The sequence below is a fragment of the Streptomyces sp. NPDC058051 genome, assembly GCF_042885475.1.
Classification (GTDB): domain Bacteria; phylum Actinomycetota; class Actinomycetes; order Streptomycetales; family Streptomycetaceae; genus Streptomyces.
The window spans coordinates 413,083-430,041 of the sequence record NZ_JBHVRW010000003.1; the positions used below are offsets into that span (position 1 = coordinate 413,083).

Below are 16,959 nucleotides of genomic sequence, written 5' to 3' on the forward strand. Positions count from 1 at the left end.
CGGGCGACCCCGATGAATCCACACCACCCCGAGCAGCCAGGACAACCGGACCCGGACGAAGTGCGCCGGCGGTTCGCCGAGGAGGCGCGCGCCGAGCGGCCGGACCTCGCGCTGCTCTGCCTGCTGCTGAGCGCGGTGGCCGACCCGGCGTTGGACACGAACGGGATCGACAGGGCGCAGATCGAACTGGACGAGCTGGCGGGCCGGCTTCCCTACGGCGTGCGGGGCGGGCGCGCCTGGGCCTCGGCCCTGGCCGAACTGCTCGGCGAACGGTGCGGCTTCGCGGGCTCGTCCGCGGACTACCGGCGGCTGGAGTCGTCGCTGCTGCACGAGGTGCTGCGGCGACGCCGAGGGCTGCCGATCCTGCTGTCCGTGGTGTGGATCGAGGTCGCGCGGCGGGCGGGCGCTCCGGTGTACGGGGTGGCCCTGCCCGGTCATTTCGTCGTCGGGTTCGGTGATCCTTCGGAGCGGGTGCTGGCCGACCCGTTCGACGGCGGCCGGCCGATGACCGGGCAGGACGCGGAGCTCCTGGTGGCGGGGGCGACCGGGGAACCGCTCGACGAGTCGATGCTGGTGCCCGCGCGGCCCCTGGAGATCATGCTGCGGATCCTGAACAACATCAGGGCGTGGGCGGCGGCCCGTCCGGAGCGGACGGATGTGGCGCTGTGGGCGGTGGACCTGTCGCTGCTGCTGCCCTCGCACCCGGCCCGGCTGCGCTTCGAGCGGGCGCAGTTGCTCGTACAGAGCGGGCAGTTCCTGCGCGGGGCGGCGGAGATGGAGGAGTACGCGGACGTGGTCGACGGGGTCGAACCCGAGGCGGCGGAGGCGATCCGGCGGAGGGCGCGGGCGGCACGGGCATTGCTCAACTAGTGCCGCAACAGGCGGCGGGGGCGTTGCTGAACCAGCGGGGCGGGCGCGGCACAGGTGCCGCACAGACCGGCCGTACAGTCCGGCGCACAGACCGGCCGCACAGTCCGGCGCACAGGCCCGATGCCTCGCCCTCCCCGCCCCTCTCTACGGCTCAGTCCCGTTCGGCCACCACCGCCGCGAGGACCGCGGGCGCCGGCCCCTCGTGCACGATGCCCAGCCGTTGTGTCGCCCGGGTCAGTGCCACATACAGGTCGTTCAGGCCCCGCGCCGACCGGCGGAGCACGGCCGCGGGGTCGGCCAGCAGCACCGAGTCGAACTCCAGCCCCTTGGCCTGCCGCACGCCCAGGACCACGACCCGGTTCTCCAGGTCGGGCTCGTCCCCGTACACCGCCTCCGGAACCTCCCGGGCCACCGCGGCGCCCAGTTCGTCGCGCCGCGCGTCGGGGACGATCACGGCGAGCCTGCCCTCGTCCAGCGCCGCCGCCTCCTTCGCGGCCAGGTCGGCGAGGGTGCGGGCGGTGTCGTCGGTGCGCAGCCGCCAGGGCGCGACGCCCGTCTCCCGTACCGAGCGCGGCGGTTCGAGCCCGGGGCCGAGCGCGGCGAGCACATCCGCGGTGGACGCCATGATCTCGGCGGGGGTGCGGTAGTTGACGGTGAGCGACGCCTGCCGCCACCGGTCGCCGACGTGCGGGGCGAGCGCGGACGCCCATGAGGAGGCCCCGGCGGGGTCGCCGGTCTGCGCGACATCGCCGACCAGGGTCATGGAACGGGTCGGGCAGCGCCGCATCAGCAGCCGCCAGGCCATCTGGGAGAGCTCCTGCGCCTCGTCGACGATGATGTGCCCGAAGGCCCAGCTCCGGTCGGCGAAGGCCCGTTCGGCGACGGTACGGACGGCGCGTTCCTCGTGGCGGTCGGCGAGGGTCCGTGCGTCGACCAGCCCGGCGAGGCCGCCCTCCTCCCCCTCTTCCTCTCCGTCGCCCGCCGCGAGGTCGAGGACGCCCTGCGCGTACGCGACGCCCTCGGCCCGCTCGCGCGCGGCGGCGGCCTCGGCCGCCCGGTCGTCCCGGCCGAGCAGTTCGGCGGCCTCGTCGAGCAGCGGTACGTCGGCGGCGCTCCAGCCGCCGTCCTCCGGACGGCGGAACAGCAACTCCCTTTCCTCCTCGGTGAGTCCGGGCGCGGCCGAGACCAGGCGGGGGCGCTCTGCGTACAGGCCGGCGAGGAGCTGCTGCGGGGTGAGGGGCGGCCACAGGGCGTCGAGCGCGGTCCGTACGTCGGCGTCGTCGGCGAGCAGGCGTCGGACGTCGGCGATGTCCTGCGCCTCGGTGCGTTCCCGCGCGGTGGCCGAGTCGTCGTCGCCGAGCAGCCCCGGCAGGGCGTCCAGGTCATCGCGTACGGCACGGTCGAGACCGGTCTCGTCGAGCACGTCGGCGATGTCCGCCTCCAGACGGTCGGCGAGCGCGCGGGTGGCTTCCACCGAGCGCCGGGCGAGCGCGTCCACCATTTCGCTCCGGAAGACGGGCGCGGCCAGGTTGTGCGGCAGCCGGGTCGCGCGGGCGGTGTCGGCGGCGCGTACGCACTCCTCGTGGTCGAGGCGGACCATGTCCCCGTCGCACTCGACCTGGAGCCCGGCACCGGACGGCACCTGCCGGTCCCGTATCGCGGCGGCGAGCACGGCCGCCATGTCCGTACGCCCCTTGAGCTCGGCGGTCCGTGCCGGTTCGGACCGGTCGGCGCGGACCCCGGGGAAGAGTTCGCCGACCGTGGACAGCAGCACGCTGTTCTCGCCGAGACCGGGCAGCACCTGGCCGATGTACCCGATGAAGGTGGGGTTCGGCCCGACGACCAGCACGCCTCGGGAGGCCAGCCGCTGGTGCGTGTAGAGCAGGTACGCGGCCCGGTGCAGGGCGACCGCGGTCTTGCCGGTGCCGGGCCCGCCCTGGACCACGAGGACGCCGCGGTGGTCGGAGCGGATGATCGCGTCCTGCTCGGCCTGGAGCGTGGCCACGATGTCGTGCATACGGCCGGTGCGCCCGGCGTCGAGGGAGGCGAGCAGGGCGGCCTCGCCGGTCAGTTCGCTGTCCGGTACGCCGTCCCGGTCGAGGACCTCGTCGTCGAGCCGGACGACTTTCCGGCCCCGGGTGGTGAGGTGGCGGCGTCTGCGCACCCCGTGCGGGGCCGCGGGCGTGGCGACGTAGAAGGCGCGGGCCGCCGGAGCACGCCAGTCGAGCAGCAGCGGGTCGTCGTCGGCGGACTCGGCCGGCAGCCCGATCCGGCCGATGTAGTGCCGGTCCCCGTCGCACAGGTCGAGCCGCCCGAAGCAGAGCCCGTTCTCGGCGGCGTCGTACCGCGCGACCTGTCCGGCGTAACGGGCGGCGGCGGCCTCCCGCTCCAGCCGCCCCTGCCGGGTGCCGCCGGTCTCGCGCAGCACGCCGGCCAGTTGCCGCCCGGCGTGTTCGCGCAGGGCCTCCACCCGGGCGTGGAGTCTGTCGACATGGTTCTGTTCGTGGGCGATCTCGGCTCTGGACAACGTGGACCGACTCCCTGCGGGCGGTGGTGGGGGGCAGACAAGGGTGCCCTACATCGGGGCGGAACGGGAGCCGTGCAGGTCGGGGCATGTGCGCACGTGCCGGGGCCGCGCGTGGCGGGCGGCCCCGGCCGGCCCGTGGCCCGTCAGCGCCCGTCCTCTCCACGTCCGGGGATCCGGCGCAGGGTCTGCAGCAGGTACTCCTTGCGGTTGAGCGGATCGCGGTCGGTGCGGGGCCGGTCCGGCGGCGTTCCGACGACCGCCCGGTAGGAGTCGAAGTCGGTTTCCAGGACCCCTTCACCGCGTGTCAGGGCCGGGAGCCGCTGGTGCAGTTCGTGGACCCGCACCGCCGGAATCTCTCCCTCCAGCACGCAGACCGCACCCTGCACGGCCGGGGGCCCGGGGACGGCGTTCAGCTGTGCCAGGACGGGCAGGAGCGGGCCGAGCACGTCCGCCGGGAGTTCCAGACGGAAGCGGTGCATCGGCTCGTACACCGTGGTGCCGGCCTCCTTCAGGGCACTCATCAGCACGAGAGGGGTCAGGTGGCGGAAGTCCCCGGCGGTGCTCGACATGCTCTTGTCGAAGGTGGCGTGGGAGTGGCTCTGCCGGGGCCAGTAGCCGGAGTGCGTCATGGTCACGACGCAATCGGTGACCCGCCAGCCGTGGAGTCCCTGCCCCAAGGTCTCCGCGACCGTCTCCTCCACCGCTCTCATCAGGGAGAACGGCATCGATCCGAGCTCCACCTCCAGCCGGTACGCGATACCGCTGCCGATCGGGGCGGGATCGACCCGAAGACCGATGGTCGCGAGAAAGGGATTGAGGTCCTGATCGCCGACCTCGTACGCCGCACCGCTCCCGCTCGGCCGTTCCACGCAGATGGTCGTCGTCCTGCGGAAGGTGACATCGATACCGAATTCGTCGGCGAGCGTCGCCTGGATGACTTCCTTCTGCACCTCTCCGTAGAGCGAGACGGACACTTCCTTCCGGATGTCGTCCTGCCGGAGATTGATCAAAGGGTCCTGTTCGGCGAGTTGTGCCAGGGCGAAGTGCAGCTCGCCCCTACTCGCCGGAGCACAGGGGACCACGACCGATTCCAGTGTCGGCGGGGCGAACCAGCGGCCCGGCGCGGTCGTGTCCGCCGCGCCGACCGCGTCGCCGATCCGGATGTCGCCGAGGCCCCGGAGCTTCGCGATCCGGCCCGCGCCGACCGATGCCGCGCGCACGTCCGAGCCCCGGTCGAAGACACTGATCGCGGTCACCTTCCCCTCGGAGTGTCCGTCACCCCGGCCGAACGGCAGCCGGTCGCGGGTCCGTACCGTGCCCGAGAACATCCGGACGTAGGCGCTCTTCTCACCGCCCGGACCCCTCTCCACCTTGAAGACGGTTCCCGAGACCGGGCCGTCGGCGTCGCCCTCGTCCGCCGGCAGCAGTTCCTTGATTCCGCCGATCAGGGCGTCCACTCCGGCGCCGGTGATCGCCGAGCCGAAGAACACCGGATGCGCCAGCGCACGCCCGGTCTGCTCCGCCAGCTCTTCGCGCAGTCGGCTGTACGGGAGCGGCGCCGCGTTCTCGACGTACGCGGCGAGCAGCGTGTCGTCGTGATCGGCGAGCAGCTCCGTCAGCCGGGCCGTGAAGTCCGTGTCGGCAGCGGTGTACGGCGCACAGCGGGCGCCGGGACCACCGGGGTGCTCGACCGCTCCCATGGCCAGCACGGCCGGGGTCAGCTTCTCGGAGATGCCGCGCAGTACGGACCGGGGCCGCGCACCGCCGCGATCGACCTTGTTCACGAAAATGAGCGTCGGAATGCGCAGGCGTCGCAGCGTCCGCATCAGCACACGGGTCTGCGCCTGTACGCCCTCCACGGCGGAGACGACCAGCACGGCGCCGTCGAGCACGTTCAGCACCCGTTCCACCTCGGCGATGAAGTCCGGGTGGCCGGGTGTGTCGATCAGATTGACCGTGATGTCGTCGAGGGCGAACGAGACGACCGCGGACTTGATCGTGATGCCGCGTTGCCGTTCCAGCGCCAGAGAATCGGTCCGGGTGCTCCCGTCGTCGACACTGCCGATTTCGTCGATGACACCCGTGGTGTGGAGCAGTCGCTCGGTCAGGCTCGTCTTACCGGCGTCGACATGCGCCAGGATTCCCAGATTCAGCGTGTGCACGAAACTCCATGTTTTCGAGATCGGTGGCAATTTCCGTCTGAATGAACATGAGAGTTCCGCGCATGATCTTCTCCTTGGTCGATCGAGTGCTGCGGGCATTCCAGCAGGGGGCGGCCCGCCCGACAACCGAATTACCGGCCGGGGCATCGGACAGCTATGCGTCGCGTTCGCCGCCGGGCAATTCCGGGGGAGTGGATCCGAGAGGCGGATCCGGGCAGCGGCCGGCCTGGTGCCGCGCACGCACCACGCGCCGGAAGTACCGGATGCGGCACGGAGCCCGGCTCAACTCCCCGTCCAGAGAAGGACTTTGACGTGCCAGGAAGGCCACCGCAGGCCGGCGGGGCGATCGCGGCCCCCTGCACGGGAGTCGGCACACGGGTGGACGACCGCCACCCAAACCTCGGGCGGCATTCGGTGCGTACCAACGGGTGATTATCCGCATTTCGCCACCCGAAGAGCCCCACAGCCTAGCTCCAATGCGGCAGTCCCCGATGGCGCGACATCAAATTTCGGCTAACGGTGGATCATGTCGCTACTGCGCCACCCTGAGTCGACACCCAGTCACTCTTCGCAGTGAGCGGCGGAAGGAATGTGTTCAGATGCGCTCTGCCCGCACACTGTTCGCTACGGCCGCTGTCACAGCGGTCCTTGCCATCACTGGTCCCTCCGCCTACGCCATGGCCTCGGCCGAGGACTCGGGTCACGGAAACGGTGCCTCGTCCTCGCGCGGTGACGAGCACGGAAAGTCCGACCACGGAAAGTCGGACCACGGAAAGTCCGACCACGGAAAGTCCGACCAGGGCGGTCGCGACGAAGGCGGCCGCGGTGACGACGAAGGCGGCTACGGCGACGACGAAGGCGGCCGCGGCGGCCACGGCGACGAGGAGGGCGGCCGCGGCGACCGGCCGAGCGGTGGCGTCCAGGCCGGCGGCGGCTTCATGTCCGGCGCCCTCACCGAAGACCGCGGCGGACGCGGTGGCGACGAGGGCGGTCGCGGCGACGACGAGGGTGGCCGTGGCGGCGACGAAGGTGGCCGTGGCGGCGACGAAGGCGGTCGCGGCGACGACGAGGGTGGCCGTGGCGGCGACGAGGGTGGCCGTGGCGGCGACGACGAGGGCGGCCACGGCAAGCGCGGCGGCAAGCCCCAGGGCGGCGTCCACGCAGGCGGCGGCTTCATGGCCGGTGTCGTAGCCGGCGACCGCGGCGACCGCGGTGGCGACGAGGGCGGCTACGGCGACGACGAGGGCGGCCGCGGCGGCTACGGCGACGACGAAGGCGGCTACGGCGACGACGAGGGCGGCCACGGCAAGCGCGGCAGCAAGCCCCAGGGCGGCGTCCACACCGGCGGCGGCGGGATGGCGATGTCGAGCAGCAGCCTGGCCGCGGGCTCGGTGCTGCTGCTCGGTGGCCTCGGCGCCGGTGCGTACAAGCTGCGCCGCCGCCAGTCGTCGGGGGGCGCGATCGCCTGACCCGACTGAACTGCTGACCGGTCGTTCCATGTGTCGCGGCCGTCGTCCCTCGGGGCGGCGGCCGCGGCGGCTTCGTTTACGCACCCTTGCACCCCGCACCTCCTGCGCCCCCGCACCTCCTGCGCCCCGCACTCCCGCACCCCCAGCTTGCCTCTCCTCTCCCTTCAGACTGCCTCTCTTCTTCCCTCCCGCAACGCGCACCAACGCACGACCGAAAGGCACGTCCCATGGCCGCCCCGCAGTCGCCCGGCTCCACCTCTTCCCGGACTTCCCCCGGAACCACGCCAGGCCGCGCCTTGATGTGGCCCGCCATGGCAGCCGGGCTCGGCGCACTCCTCATCTACAACTCCATCAACCCCACGATCGACGACAAGCCGCCGACCCCGCCCGCCACCCTCGTCGCACCCCCGGTACCGGAGGTTCTCGGCTCCCACGGCGCACCCCGTCCCGTCATCTCGTCGGAGCCCGCCGTCGGCCCGACGATGACGCGTTCCGTCCCGAAACGGCTGCAGATTCCGTCCCTCGCCGTCAACGCGCCGTTCACCGACCTGGCCATCGGGCCCACCGGTCAGCTGAACGCACCGCCGCCGAACGACAGCAACCTGGTGGGCTGGTTCAAGGACGGTGCCACCCCCGGTGAGCGCGGCACCGCGGTCGTGGCGGGCCATGTCGACACGACGACCGGACCTGCCGTGTTCCTCCAGCTCCAGTTCCTGAAGCCCGGCTCCACGGTCGACATCACCCGTGGCGACGGCTCGGTCGCCACGTTCAAGGTCGACTCCGTCGAGACGTTCAAGAAGGCGGAGTTCCCGAACAAGCGGGTGTACGCCGACACGTCGTCCGCGCAACTGCGCCTGATCACGTGCGGCGGCCCGTACAACAGGACCGCCAAGGACTACGAGGACAACGTGGTGGCCTTCGCCCACCTCGAATCCTCCAAGAGCGGCTGACGGCACGACGGGCGCCCCAGGGCCGGGAGACCGCTCGGGCCGCCGCCGTGGACCGGAAGACCGCTCGGCCCGCAGCGGCTGCTCGGGGCTGCGGCGGCCGAGCACCCGCGCATGTCCGTGCCCGTCAGTAGGCTCGGCGCATGCTGACTGTGACGGAGACGGATCTCGACCTGCGTGACGGTCGGACCCTGCATGTCTACGACGCCCGCACCGAAGGGGCCGACGCCGGCCTCGCGGTCGTCTGGCACCACGGCACGCCGAACGTCGGCGCGCCGCCCGAGCCCCTCTTCCGGGCCGCCGCCGAACACGGGATGCGGTGGGTGTCGTACGACCGGCCCGGCTACGGCGGTTCGACCCCGCACCCGGGCCGCGACATCGCGTCGGCCGCCGTGGACGTGGCGGCGGTCACCGACGCCCTGGGCATCGAGCGGTTCGCGGTCATGGGCCACTCCGGCGGGGGTCCGCACGCGCTGGCCTGCGCCGCGCTGCTGCCCGAGCGGGTCCTGGGCGTGGTCACCGCGGCGGGGCTCGCACCGTTCGACGCCGAGGGTCTCGACTGGTTCGCGGGCATGGCACCGGCCGGTGCGGGCGAGCTGCGCGCGTCGGTCCGGGGGCGGGCGGCGCTGGAGGAACTGCTGACGGCGACCGCGTTCGACCCGGAGATGTTCACCCCCGCTGATCACGCGGCGCTGGACGGCGCCTGGTCGTGGCTGGGAGCCGTGGCCGCGAAGGGCGTGGAGAACGGCATCGGCGCGATGGTGGACGACGACCTGGCCTATGTCCGCCCCTGGGGGTTCGACCCCGGCCAGGTGACCGCACCCGTACTCCTCCTGCACGGCGGTCTCGACCGGATCGTGCCCGAGGCGCACGGCGCGTGGCTGGCGCGGCACTGCCGCACGGCCGAACTGTGGCGGCGCCCGGACGACGGACACATCTCGGTGCTCCACTCCGCCGCGCAGGCGCTGGAGTGGCTGCGGAAACACCATCTTCTGAAGCCATGAGCCCGGTGAACTGAGTACAGAACACGCCAATTGCCGCACCAGTGGCGTCAATTGTTGCCCTCAAGGTGGATCCACCGAGCGCACCCCTTCACACCTATTGACGTGTCCTGCACAACAACGGAACCATCGACAGCCATGAGAGAGCGCTCTCAGAGCGCTCTCTCGTCCATCTGTCGTGCACCCGTACCACGACTCAGGAGACGTGTTCCCATGCAGGCTCCCCCCACAGCATCCTCACACCGCCGGTACAGAGCGCTCGGCTTGGCCGCGCTCGCCGTCGCACTCCTCATGACCGCCTCGACCGCCCGGGCCGCGTCCGGTCAGGACATGCCGCTCGTCCCGGGCGGGGGCGATCTCGGCCCCAACGTCATGGTCTTCGACCCCTCCACGCCCGACATCCAGGCCAAGGTCGACGACGTCTTCAAGCGGCAGGAGTCGGCGCAGTTCGGCGACGGCCGCTACGCGCTGCTGTTCAAGCCGGGCACGTACAACAACATCAACGCGCAGATCGGCTTCTACACGTCGATCGCGGGTCTCGGGCTGAACCCGGACGACACCACGTTCAACGGCGATGTGACGGTCGACGCCGGGTGGTTCAACGGAAACGCCACGCAGAACTTCTGGCGCTCGGCGGAGAACCTGGCGCTCAACCCGGTGAACGGCACGGACCGCTGGGCCGTGTCCCAGGCCGCCCCGTTCCGGCGGATGCACGTCCGGGGCGGGCTGAATCTGGCACCCGACGGCTACGGCTGGGCCAGTGGCGGCTACATCGCCGACAGCAGGATCGACGGCCAGGTCGCACCGTACTCCCAGCAGCAGTGGTACACCCGCGACAGCTCGGTCGGCGGCTGGCTCAACGGCGTCTGGAACATGACGTTCTCCGGTGTCGAGGGCGCGCCCGCGCAGAGCTTCCCGGAGCCTCCGTACACCACGCTCGACACCACCCCCGTCTCGCGCGAGAAGCCGTTCCTGTACCTCGACGGCGACGCGTACAAGGTGTTCGTGCCCGCCAAGCGCACCAACGCGCGCGGCACTTCATGGGGCAACGGCACACCGCAGGGCGAGTCGATACCGCTGGACCAGTTCTACGTGGTGAAGCCGGGAGCGAGCGCCGCCACCATCAACGAGGCGGTGCGGCAGGGGCTGCATCTGCTCTTCACCCCCGGCGTCTACCACGTCGACCAGCCCCTCACCATCGACCGCGCCGACACGGTCGTGCTCGGCCTGGGTCTCGCGACCATCATCCCGGACAACGGGGTCACGGCCATCAGGGTGGGCGACGTGGACGGCGTGAAGCTGGCCGGGCTGCTCGTCGACGCCGGTACGGCCACCTCGGACCGGCTGATCGAAGTCGGCCCCGACGGCGCGTCCGCCTCCCACGCGGCCAACCCGACCTCGCTCCAGGACGTGTTCGTACGCATCGGCGGGGCCGGTCCCGGCAGGGCGACCACCGCCGTCGTCGTGAACAGCAACGACACGATCATCGACCACACCTGGCTGTGGCGGGCCGACCACGGCGACGGCGTGGGCTGGGAGACCAACCGGGCGGACTACGGGCTCCGGGTCAACGGTGACAACGTGCTGGCCACCGGGCTGTTCGTGGAGCACTTCAACAAGTACGACGTCGAGTGGGCCGGCGAGAACGGCCGGACGATCTTCTTCCAGAACGAGAAGGCGTACGACGCCCCGAACCAGGCCGCCATCCAGAACGGCAGCATCAAGGGGTTCGCGGCCTACAAGGTCGACGACTCCGTCACCACCCACGAAGGGTGGGGCCTGGGCAGCTACTGCTACTACAACGTCGACCCGACGATCCGTCAGGACCGTGGCTTCGAGGTGCCCGTGAAGCCGGGCGTACGGTTCCACGACCTGCTGGTGGTCTCGCTCGGCGGCCAGGGGCAGTACGAGCACGTCATCAACGACACCGGATCCGCCACGTCCGGGACGAGCACCGTTCCGTCGCAGGTGGTGTCGTTCCCTTAGCCGGGGGACGGAGCGGGCCCCGGTCGCGGTGACGGCGGCCGGGGCCCGCGTACGACGTCACGCCGGGCCGCAGGCCCCCTGGTCACCCGTCGGCGCACGCGCGTCCCGGTCGCGTCCGCTCTACAGCCAGCCCTTCTCGCGGGCGATGCGGACCGCCTCGGCGCGGTTGCGGGCGGCCAGCTTCTGGATCGCCGTGGAGAGGTAGTTGCGGACCGTGCCCTGCGAGAGGTGGAGCGCGGCGGCGATCTCCGCGTTGGTGGAGCCGTCCGCCGCCGTGCGCAGCACATCGCGTTCGCGGTCGGTGAGCGGGCTCGCCCCGTCGGCGAGCGCGGCCGCCGCGAGCGTGGGGTCGATGACCCGCTCCCCCGCGAGCACTTTGCGTACCGCCGCCGCCAGTTGGACGGCGGGGGCGTCCTTCACCAGGAAGGCGTCGGCGCCCGACTCCATGGCGCGGCGCAGATAGCCGGGGCGGCCGAAGGTCGTGACGATGACGATCTTCACGTCCGGGAGTTCGCGCCGCAGGGCCGCCGCCGCGTCGATACCGGTCATGCCCGGCATCTCGATGTCCAGGAGCGCCACATCGACCCGGTGCTCGCGGGCCGCGGCCGGCACCTCGTCGCCCCGGGCGACCTGGGCGACCACCTCGATGTCGGGTTCCAGGCCGAGGAGTGCCGCGAGGGCCTCGCGCACCATGGACTGGTCCTCGGCGAGGAGGAGTCTGATCATGCTCATTCCGTGGATCCTAGGCCGGAACCCAGCGGAACACTCAAGGTCAGGCCGAAGCCCTTGCCGGAGCGGGAGTCGGCGACCCGGATGGAGAGTGTGCCGTCGACCGCCGCGAGGCGTTCGGCGATGCCGGTGAGGCCGTTGCCCGGTTCCGTCCCGGCGGCTCCGACGCCGTCGTCCACGACGCCGAGTTCGAGGATCCGGCCGCCGAGGGTCTGGCGCGGGGTGAGGGTGACGGTGCAGTGCCGGGCGCCGCTGTGGCGTACGACATTGGTGACCGCCTCCCGGAGCGCCCAGGCGAGCGCCTCCTCCTGCTTCTCGGGGACGCCGTCGGCGATCTCTGCCGGGACCTCGGCCGGGACGTCGGCGGCGATGCCGGCGGCGGCGAGTGCGGTACGGGCTCCGGCCAGTTCGCCGGGCAGGGTCGGCCGGCGGTAGCCGGTGACGGCGCCGCGCACGTCGACCAGGGCCTGGCGGCTGACCTGTTCGATATCGGCGATCTGGGCGGCGGCCCGCTCCGGGTGGTCGGGGAGCATCCGCCCGGCCAGTTCGCTCTTGAGCGTGATGAGGGAGAGCGAGTGGCCGAGGAGGTCGTGCAGATCGCGGGCGAGCCTGAGCCGCTCCTCGTTGGCGGCGAGCTGGGCGACGGTCGCGCGGGCCTCGCGCAGCTGGACCGTCGTACGGATCAGCTGCCGCACTCCGGTCATCGAGAACCCGCCGAGCAGGGCCGGGAAGGCGAGGGTGGTGATGATCTCGCCGGGGTGGTCGCCGGTCAGGCCGACGCCGGCCATGACGGCGGTGACGCCGGGGATCAGCCAGCAAGCCGTCCTGAACGGCATGGAGGCGCCGACGGAGACCGCCACGTACACGAACAGGACCAGCCACGAGGTGCCGAGTGTCAGGGAGAGCACCACGGCGAGGGCGCCGAGGAAGGCGATCGCGGACTGCACGAGACGCCGGTCCAGGTCCCTCGCCGTCTGGCGGAACACCAGCACGAGATAGGCCCCGACGAACACCACCAGGCCGAGGACTCCGAAAGCCGTCGCCCATCCGGAGTGGTCACCGTCGGCGAGGTCCCTGACCGGAGCGGTCATGAACGCGAGCCAGATACCGATCCACAGCAGCTTGATCGCGAACTGGCGGCGCTCCGTGGGCGGGCGCCCGATGCCCACTGCCGTCTCGTCGTCCTTCACGCCTTCAGGGTGTCCTTCCGATAGAGCCAGGCAGCGGCGCCCGCGAAGACCAGGAAGTAGCCGCAGAGGAGGGCGACGTCCTTGGCGTGCGGCGAGCCGCCCGCCTCGATCGCCTGGCCGAGAGAAGCGTACGCGTGGGTGGGAAGCCACTCCGAGATGTTCCGCAGCCACTGCGGGAAGGTCGTGCTGGGCATCCACAGGCCGCCGAGGATGGAGAGCCCGAAGTAGACGATCATGGTGATCGGGCGGACCGCGTCACCGCTGGCGACGTAGCCGATGGCGACCCCGAGCGCGGCGAAGACCAGTGAACCGACCCAGATGACCCCGGCCAGCGCGCACCACTGCCAGGCGTCCAGCCGTACGTGCTTGACGCCGGCCGCGACGAGGAACACGACGACGATGCACGGCAGCGTGACGATGGCGGCACCGGCGATCTTCGCCAGGACATAACTGCGGCTGGGCAGCGCGGTGAGCCGGAGCTGGCGGACCCAGCCCTTCTCGCGCTCCTTGGCGATGCGTTCGCTGTTGCCCATGAGGACGGCGGTCAGCGCTCCGAAGGAGGCCATCGAGACCATGAAGAAGGCCTGGAGGGTCAGGTCGCTGTGCGGGACGGTGTCGGTCGTGTTCTGGGTGCTGGAGATCAGCAGATAGATCACCGACGGATAGATGACCGAGAAGAACATGAACTTCTTGTTCCGCAGGGTGCGGGTCACTTCGAGCCTGATGAGAGCCCCTGAGAAAAGCTTCAGCATGTGGTCCTGGCCTCCTCGGCCTCGGTGATGGCGACGAAGGCCTGTTCCAGGCCGAGCCCCGCGACTTCGAGTGTGCGCGGGTAGAGGCCGAGCGCGTAGACGGCGTGGACCGTCGCGTCGGCGTTGCGCGACTGGATCCGGATCCGGCGGCCGGTGATGTCGAGCGCGGAGAGGAACGGCAGCGCGCGCAGCGCCCCCTCGTCGACCGGGCCCTCCAGCTCGAAGGAGATCCGCCGGGCTCCGGCCCTCGCCTTGATCTCGGCGGCGGTGCCGTCGGCGAGCAGCCGGCCCTTGTGGAGGACGAGGACACGGTCGGCGATCGCGTCGGCCTCTTCGAGGTAGTGGGTGGCGAACAGGACGCTGCGGCCCTGATCGGCCTGCTCGCGCATGGTGGCCCAGAAGGCCTGGCGCGCGGTGACGTCCATGCCGGTGGTCGGCTCGTCGAGGACGATCAGGTCGTTGGCCCCGGCGGTGGCGAGCGCGAACCGTACGCGCTGTTCCTGCCCGCCGGAGAGCTTGTTGACCAGTCGGTCTGCGAACTGCGTGATACCGGCCCGGGCCAGCACCTCGCCCACCGGATGGGGCCGGGGGTGCAGATCGCAGGCCAGCCGGACCAGTTCCCCGACCGTGACGCCCTCCATCAGACCGCCGCTCTGCAGCATCGCGCCCACGCGGCCCGCCGCGATGGCGTTCTGCGGAGTCGTGCCGAACACCTGGACGGAACCGGAGTCGGCGGTGCGCAGGCCGAGGAGCAGGTCCAGGGTGGAGGACTTTCCGGCACCGTTGGGTCCGAGGAGCGCCACGGTCTCGCCGGGGTGCAGTTCGAGGGTGAGTCCGTCGACGGCCCGTACCTCTCCGTACGCCTTGCTGACCTGGTCGAAGCGGACCACGGCGGTCTTCGCCGGGGTGGCCTCGGTTGCTGTCGTTGTCATGTGTCCAGCGTGCCGGGGGGCGGGGTGCGTCCGGCAGGGTCGCGGATCGTGAAAACGGGATGACAGATGTCATGCCGCGCGCATGACGCCGTCGTCGTGCCGGCACCGTGCCTGGACGGATGCCGCGCCGTACCTGACGCCTGTCTGCTGACCTGCGGGGTACGTGACCGTCCCGCCCCGCGTCGGCATCGGCGTCCGCGTCCGCGTCCGCGTCGGCGTCGGCGTCCGCGTCGGCGTCGGCGTCCGCGTCGGCGTCGGCGTCCGCGTCGGCGTCCGCGTCCGCGTCGGCGTCCGCGTCCGCGTCGGCGTCCGCCGGGAACGACGCCGCCCCCGGCCGGGGATCCGGGCGGGGGCGGGCGTGCGGTGCGGGGTGCCGCGGCGGTGCGGGGTGCCGCGGCGGGCGGCTATCCGTTGCCGTCCAGGTTGATCGTGACGGTCCGCTCGGCGGGGGTCTTGCCGAGCAGCGCGGTCTGCATGGCATGCGCCACGTCGTCCGCACTGAGCTGGTGCTTCTTGCCGTCACCCTTGGTGATCATGATGCCGTCGAACACGCCCTCGCAGAGGGTGTCGATGGCCTGCTTGTCGTAGTGCTCGACGAGCGTGCCCTTGACCGGCACCATCGTGAGGATCTGCGGCAGCGACTTCGCCGGGCCGAACTGGATCTGCTTGGCACCGGCCTTGATGGTGACCAGGCCGGACATCGCGGGCTGCGCGAACTCCTTCATCGCCCGGTCCAGTTCGGCCTGGCCGATGGTGGGCTCGCGGGTGGTGAGGGGCAGTTGGACGGTGGTCCTCCGGCCGGTCTGCACCTGGGCCCGGTAGGCGTCGCGCACCGAGATCATCGACTGGTTGACGTCCAGTGCCTTGCCGGCCTTCCCGGGTACGGCGACGACCTTGCCCGGCTCAAAGGTGATCGTGCCCTCGTTGGCCGAGCCCGAGGCGCCCGCCAGATCCGTCAGCGCGACGCCGAGCTTCTCCTCGTCGACCGGGATCACCGGGTCGACGGCGCGCTTGCCGCCGAAGAGGGAGCCGATGACGGAGACGGGGTTGTAGTCACTGCCCGCGGCGGAGCGCACGGTCTGCTGGCTGTCCAGGCCGAGTCCGGCCTTGTCCGGCACCAGCTGGGCCTTCTTGCCGTCCACGGACAGTTCGAGGGGGGCCACGGCGCGCTTGCCGAGGGCGGCGTCCAGCTTCATGACGCCCTCCTCCTTCGTGCCGCCGCCGATGTCGACACCTAGGACGGTGGTGCCCTTGGGAACGTCGGAGTGGTTCACCAGCAGCCCGGCACCGTAGGCGACGCCGAACAGGGCGACGACTCCGGCACAGAGGAGGACCAGCTTGGAGCGGCCCTTCTTCTTCGCGGGCGCGGGGGCCGGGGCGGCGGCGGGCGTGGAGGTGGACGACGGGGCGGCGGGACCGCCCGGGCCTGCCGGTCCGGTGCCCATCGCGTCGTCCGGGACACGGGACGTCAGATCGGACCGCCCGCCACCCGGACCGCCCGGGGTCGGGAACAGGGACGGCGCGCGGCGCTCCGGCGGAACGACGGGGATGCCGCTGGTGAGCGTGTCACCGGAGACGTTGCCGCCCGGACCGCCGGAGGCCGGGGCCGCGAACTGGGGCGTGAGCACCGCCGTGTCGTCGGACATCCGCGGGACCACGCCACCGGGGACGCCGGAACCCTTCGGGCCCGCGGGACCACCGGCGCCGCGCGGACCGCCGGGGCCGCCCGCCGCGTCGAGGTTCGGGGTGAGGGACGAGGTGCCGGAGCCCGGGCCCGTGGTGGGGCCGGAGGGGCCGGGCGTGCGCACGCCGAGGTTCGGGGTGGGGCGCGAGCCGTCGGCGCCGCCCGCGGGTCCACCCGGGCGGAACTCGTCGGACGCGCCGCCGGGGAGCGGGGCGTCCTCGCCGCCGGTGCGCTGCGGGCCGTCCGAGAAGTACGGCAGGTCGGCGCGGGGCGGGGTGGGCACGGCGCCCGTGGGGGCGTCGGCGCCACCGGCCGGGCCACCGCCGACGACCGAGGTGTTCGTGGGGGCCTTGCGCGGGGCGAACCAGTCGCTGTTGCTCTTCTCCCGGGCCGGCTTGTCGGCAGCCGGTTCCACGGGCGCGGCGGCGGCTCTCGCCTCGGCGCCCGGCACGGCGTCGGCCGCACCGCCTGTCGGGGGCGAGCTGGGCCGCGGAATGCTGCCCGTGCGCTCGGCGTCCGCGGCGTCGGCGTCATTCATGGGCGTACGCATGACGACCGGCGGGATGGGACGCGAGCCCGGAATGTTGATCCGGATGCGCGTCGTCAGCGTCGTCTCGGTCCTCGGCTCCTCGGGCCGGGGCGGGTCCGCAGGCTCCGGGGCCCCCTCCGGGGCGTCCTGCGAAGGGTGCAGCGACGGATACTGGCGGGAT

12 protein-coding genes are annotated in these 16,959 nt (G+C 72.0%); 5 read left to right on the top strand and 7 right to left on the bottom strand.

The genetic code is table 11. The annotated features are described in order from the left end of the window. Positions 1-12: 12 nt before the first annotated feature. Complete coding sequence (locus tag ACFVUT_RS07480; RefSeq protein WP_389643891.1) at positions 13-870, top strand: tetratricopeptide repeat protein; 858 nt, start codon at positions 13-15, stop codon at positions 868-870. A gap of 151 nt (positions 871-1,021) precedes the next feature. Here ACFVUT_RS07480 and ACFVUT_RS07485 read toward each other — a convergent pair whose 3' ends face one another. Together ACFVUT_RS07485 and ACFVUT_RS07490 are read right to left on the bottom strand one after the other, a co-directional pair. Further along, on the bottom strand, positions 1,022-3,397 hold the full coding sequence (locus ACFVUT_RS07485) for a HelD family protein (RefSeq protein WP_389643888.1): 2,376 nt from the start codon (positions 3,395-3,397) through the stop codon (positions 1,022-1,024). 143 nt (positions 3,398-3,540) lie between these two features. Continuing rightward, entirely contained in the window at positions 3,541-5,559 is a 2,019-nt protein-coding gene (locus tag ACFVUT_RS07490; RefSeq protein ID WP_389643885.1) for a GTP-binding protein, read from the bottom strand. Positions 5,560-6,158: 599 nt separating this feature from the next. Between ACFVUT_RS07490 and ACFVUT_RS07495 the strand changes: the two genes are divergently transcribed. The 4 genes from ACFVUT_RS07495 to ACFVUT_RS07510 all read left to right on the top strand — a co-directional run bounded on the left by ACFVUT_RS07495 (position 6,159) and on the right by ACFVUT_RS07510 (position 10,962). After that, positions 6,159-7,028, top strand: a complete 870-nt coding sequence (locus tag ACFVUT_RS07495) for a hypothetical protein (protein ID WP_389643882.1) — start codon at positions 6,159-6,161, stop codon at positions 7,026-7,028. 227 nt (positions 7,029-7,255) lie between these two features. Further along, complete coding sequence (locus ACFVUT_RS07500) at positions 7,256-7,978, top strand: class F sortase (RefSeq protein WP_389643879.1); 723 nt, start codon at positions 7,256-7,258, stop codon at positions 7,976-7,978. Between the two features lie 140 nt (positions 7,979-8,118). Continuing rightward, positions 8,119-8,979, top strand: a complete 861-nt coding sequence (locus ACFVUT_RS07505) for an alpha/beta fold hydrolase (protein WP_389643876.1) — start codon at positions 8,119-8,121, stop codon at positions 8,977-8,979. Between the two features lie 210 nt (positions 8,980-9,189). Continuing rightward, a complete protein-coding gene (locus ACFVUT_RS07510) occupies positions 9,190-10,962 on the top strand; it encodes a coagulation factor 5/8 type domain-containing protein (protein ID WP_389643872.1) in 1,773 nt (590 codons plus the stop codon). 120 nt (positions 10,963-11,082) lie between these two features. On the opposite strand, the gene ACFVUT_RS07515 is transcribed toward ACFVUT_RS07510, so the two are convergent. The 5 genes from ACFVUT_RS07515 to ACFVUT_RS07535 form a co-directional block, all read right to left on the bottom strand. Next, a complete protein-coding gene (locus ACFVUT_RS07515) occupies positions 11,083-11,694 on the bottom strand; it encodes a response regulator transcription factor (RefSeq protein WP_389643869.1) in 612 nt (203 codons plus the stop codon). Beyond that, positions 11,691-12,881: a histidine kinase gene (locus ACFVUT_RS07520; RefSeq protein WP_389643866.1), complete on the bottom strand. Its 1,191-nt coding sequence runs from the start codon at positions 12,879-12,881 to the stop codon at positions 11,691-11,693. The genes ACFVUT_RS07515 and ACFVUT_RS07520 overlap by 4 nt, the downstream gene beginning before the upstream one ends. Beyond that, the gene (locus tag ACFVUT_RS07525; protein WP_389643863.1) at positions 12,878-13,633 is read right to left on the bottom strand and encodes an ABC transporter permease; all 756 of its coding nucleotides are present in this window, start codon (positions 13,631-13,633) and stop codon (positions 12,878-12,880) included. The genes ACFVUT_RS07520 and ACFVUT_RS07525 overlap by 4 nt, the downstream gene beginning before the upstream one ends. Beyond that, complete coding sequence (locus ACFVUT_RS07530; protein WP_389643860.1) at positions 13,627-14,565, bottom strand: ABC transporter ATP-binding protein; 939 nt, start codon at positions 14,563-14,565, stop codon at positions 13,627-13,629. Before ACFVUT_RS07530 ends, ACFVUT_RS07525 begins: the two co-directional genes overlap by 7 nt. A gap of 404 nt (positions 14,566-14,969) precedes the next feature. Next, complete coding sequence (locus ACFVUT_RS07535) at positions 14,970-16,787, bottom strand: hypothetical protein (RefSeq protein WP_389643857.1); 1,818 nt, start codon at positions 16,785-16,787, stop codon at positions 14,970-14,972. Positions 16,788-16,959: the final 172 nt, after the last annotated feature.

What these genes read in the sequence shown, in the direction of transcription:
- ACFVUT_RS07480 (WP_389643891.1), top strand. Translation starts at nt 13, where the DNA reads ATGAATCCACACCACCCCGAGCAGCCAGGACAACCGGACCCGGACGAA.
- ACFVUT_RS07495 (WP_389643882.1), top strand. Translation starts at nt 6,159, where the DNA reads ATGCGCTCTGCCCGCACACTGTTCGCTACGGCCGCTGTCACAGCGGTC.
- ACFVUT_RS07500 (WP_389643879.1), top strand. Translation starts at nt 7,256, where the DNA reads ATGGCCGCCCCGCAGTCGCCCGGCTCCACCTCTTCCCGGACTTCCCCC.
- ACFVUT_RS07505 (WP_389643876.1), top strand. Translation starts at nt 8,119, where the DNA reads ATGCTGACTGTGACGGAGACGGATCTCGACCTGCGTGACGGTCGGACC.
- ACFVUT_RS07510 (WP_389643872.1), top strand. Translation starts at nt 9,190, where the DNA reads ATGCAGGCTCCCCCCACAGCATCCTCACACCGCCGGTACAGAGCGCTC.
- ACFVUT_RS07515 (WP_389643869.1), bottom strand. Translation starts at nt 11,694, where the DNA reads ATGAGCATGATCAGACTCCTCCTCGCCGAGGACCAGTCCATGGTGCGC.
- ACFVUT_RS07525 (WP_389643863.1), bottom strand. Translation starts at nt 13,633, where the DNA reads ATGCTGAAGCTTTTCTCAGGGGCTCTCATCAGGCTCGAAGTGACCCGC.
- ACFVUT_RS07530 (WP_389643860.1), bottom strand. Translation starts at nt 14,565, where the DNA reads ATGACAACGACAGCAACCGAGGCCACCCCGGCGAAGACCGCCGTGGTC.
- ACFVUT_RS07535 (WP_389643857.1), bottom strand. Translation starts at nt 16,787, where the DNA reads ATGAATGACGCCGACGCCGCGGACGCCGAGCGCACGGGCAGCATTCCG.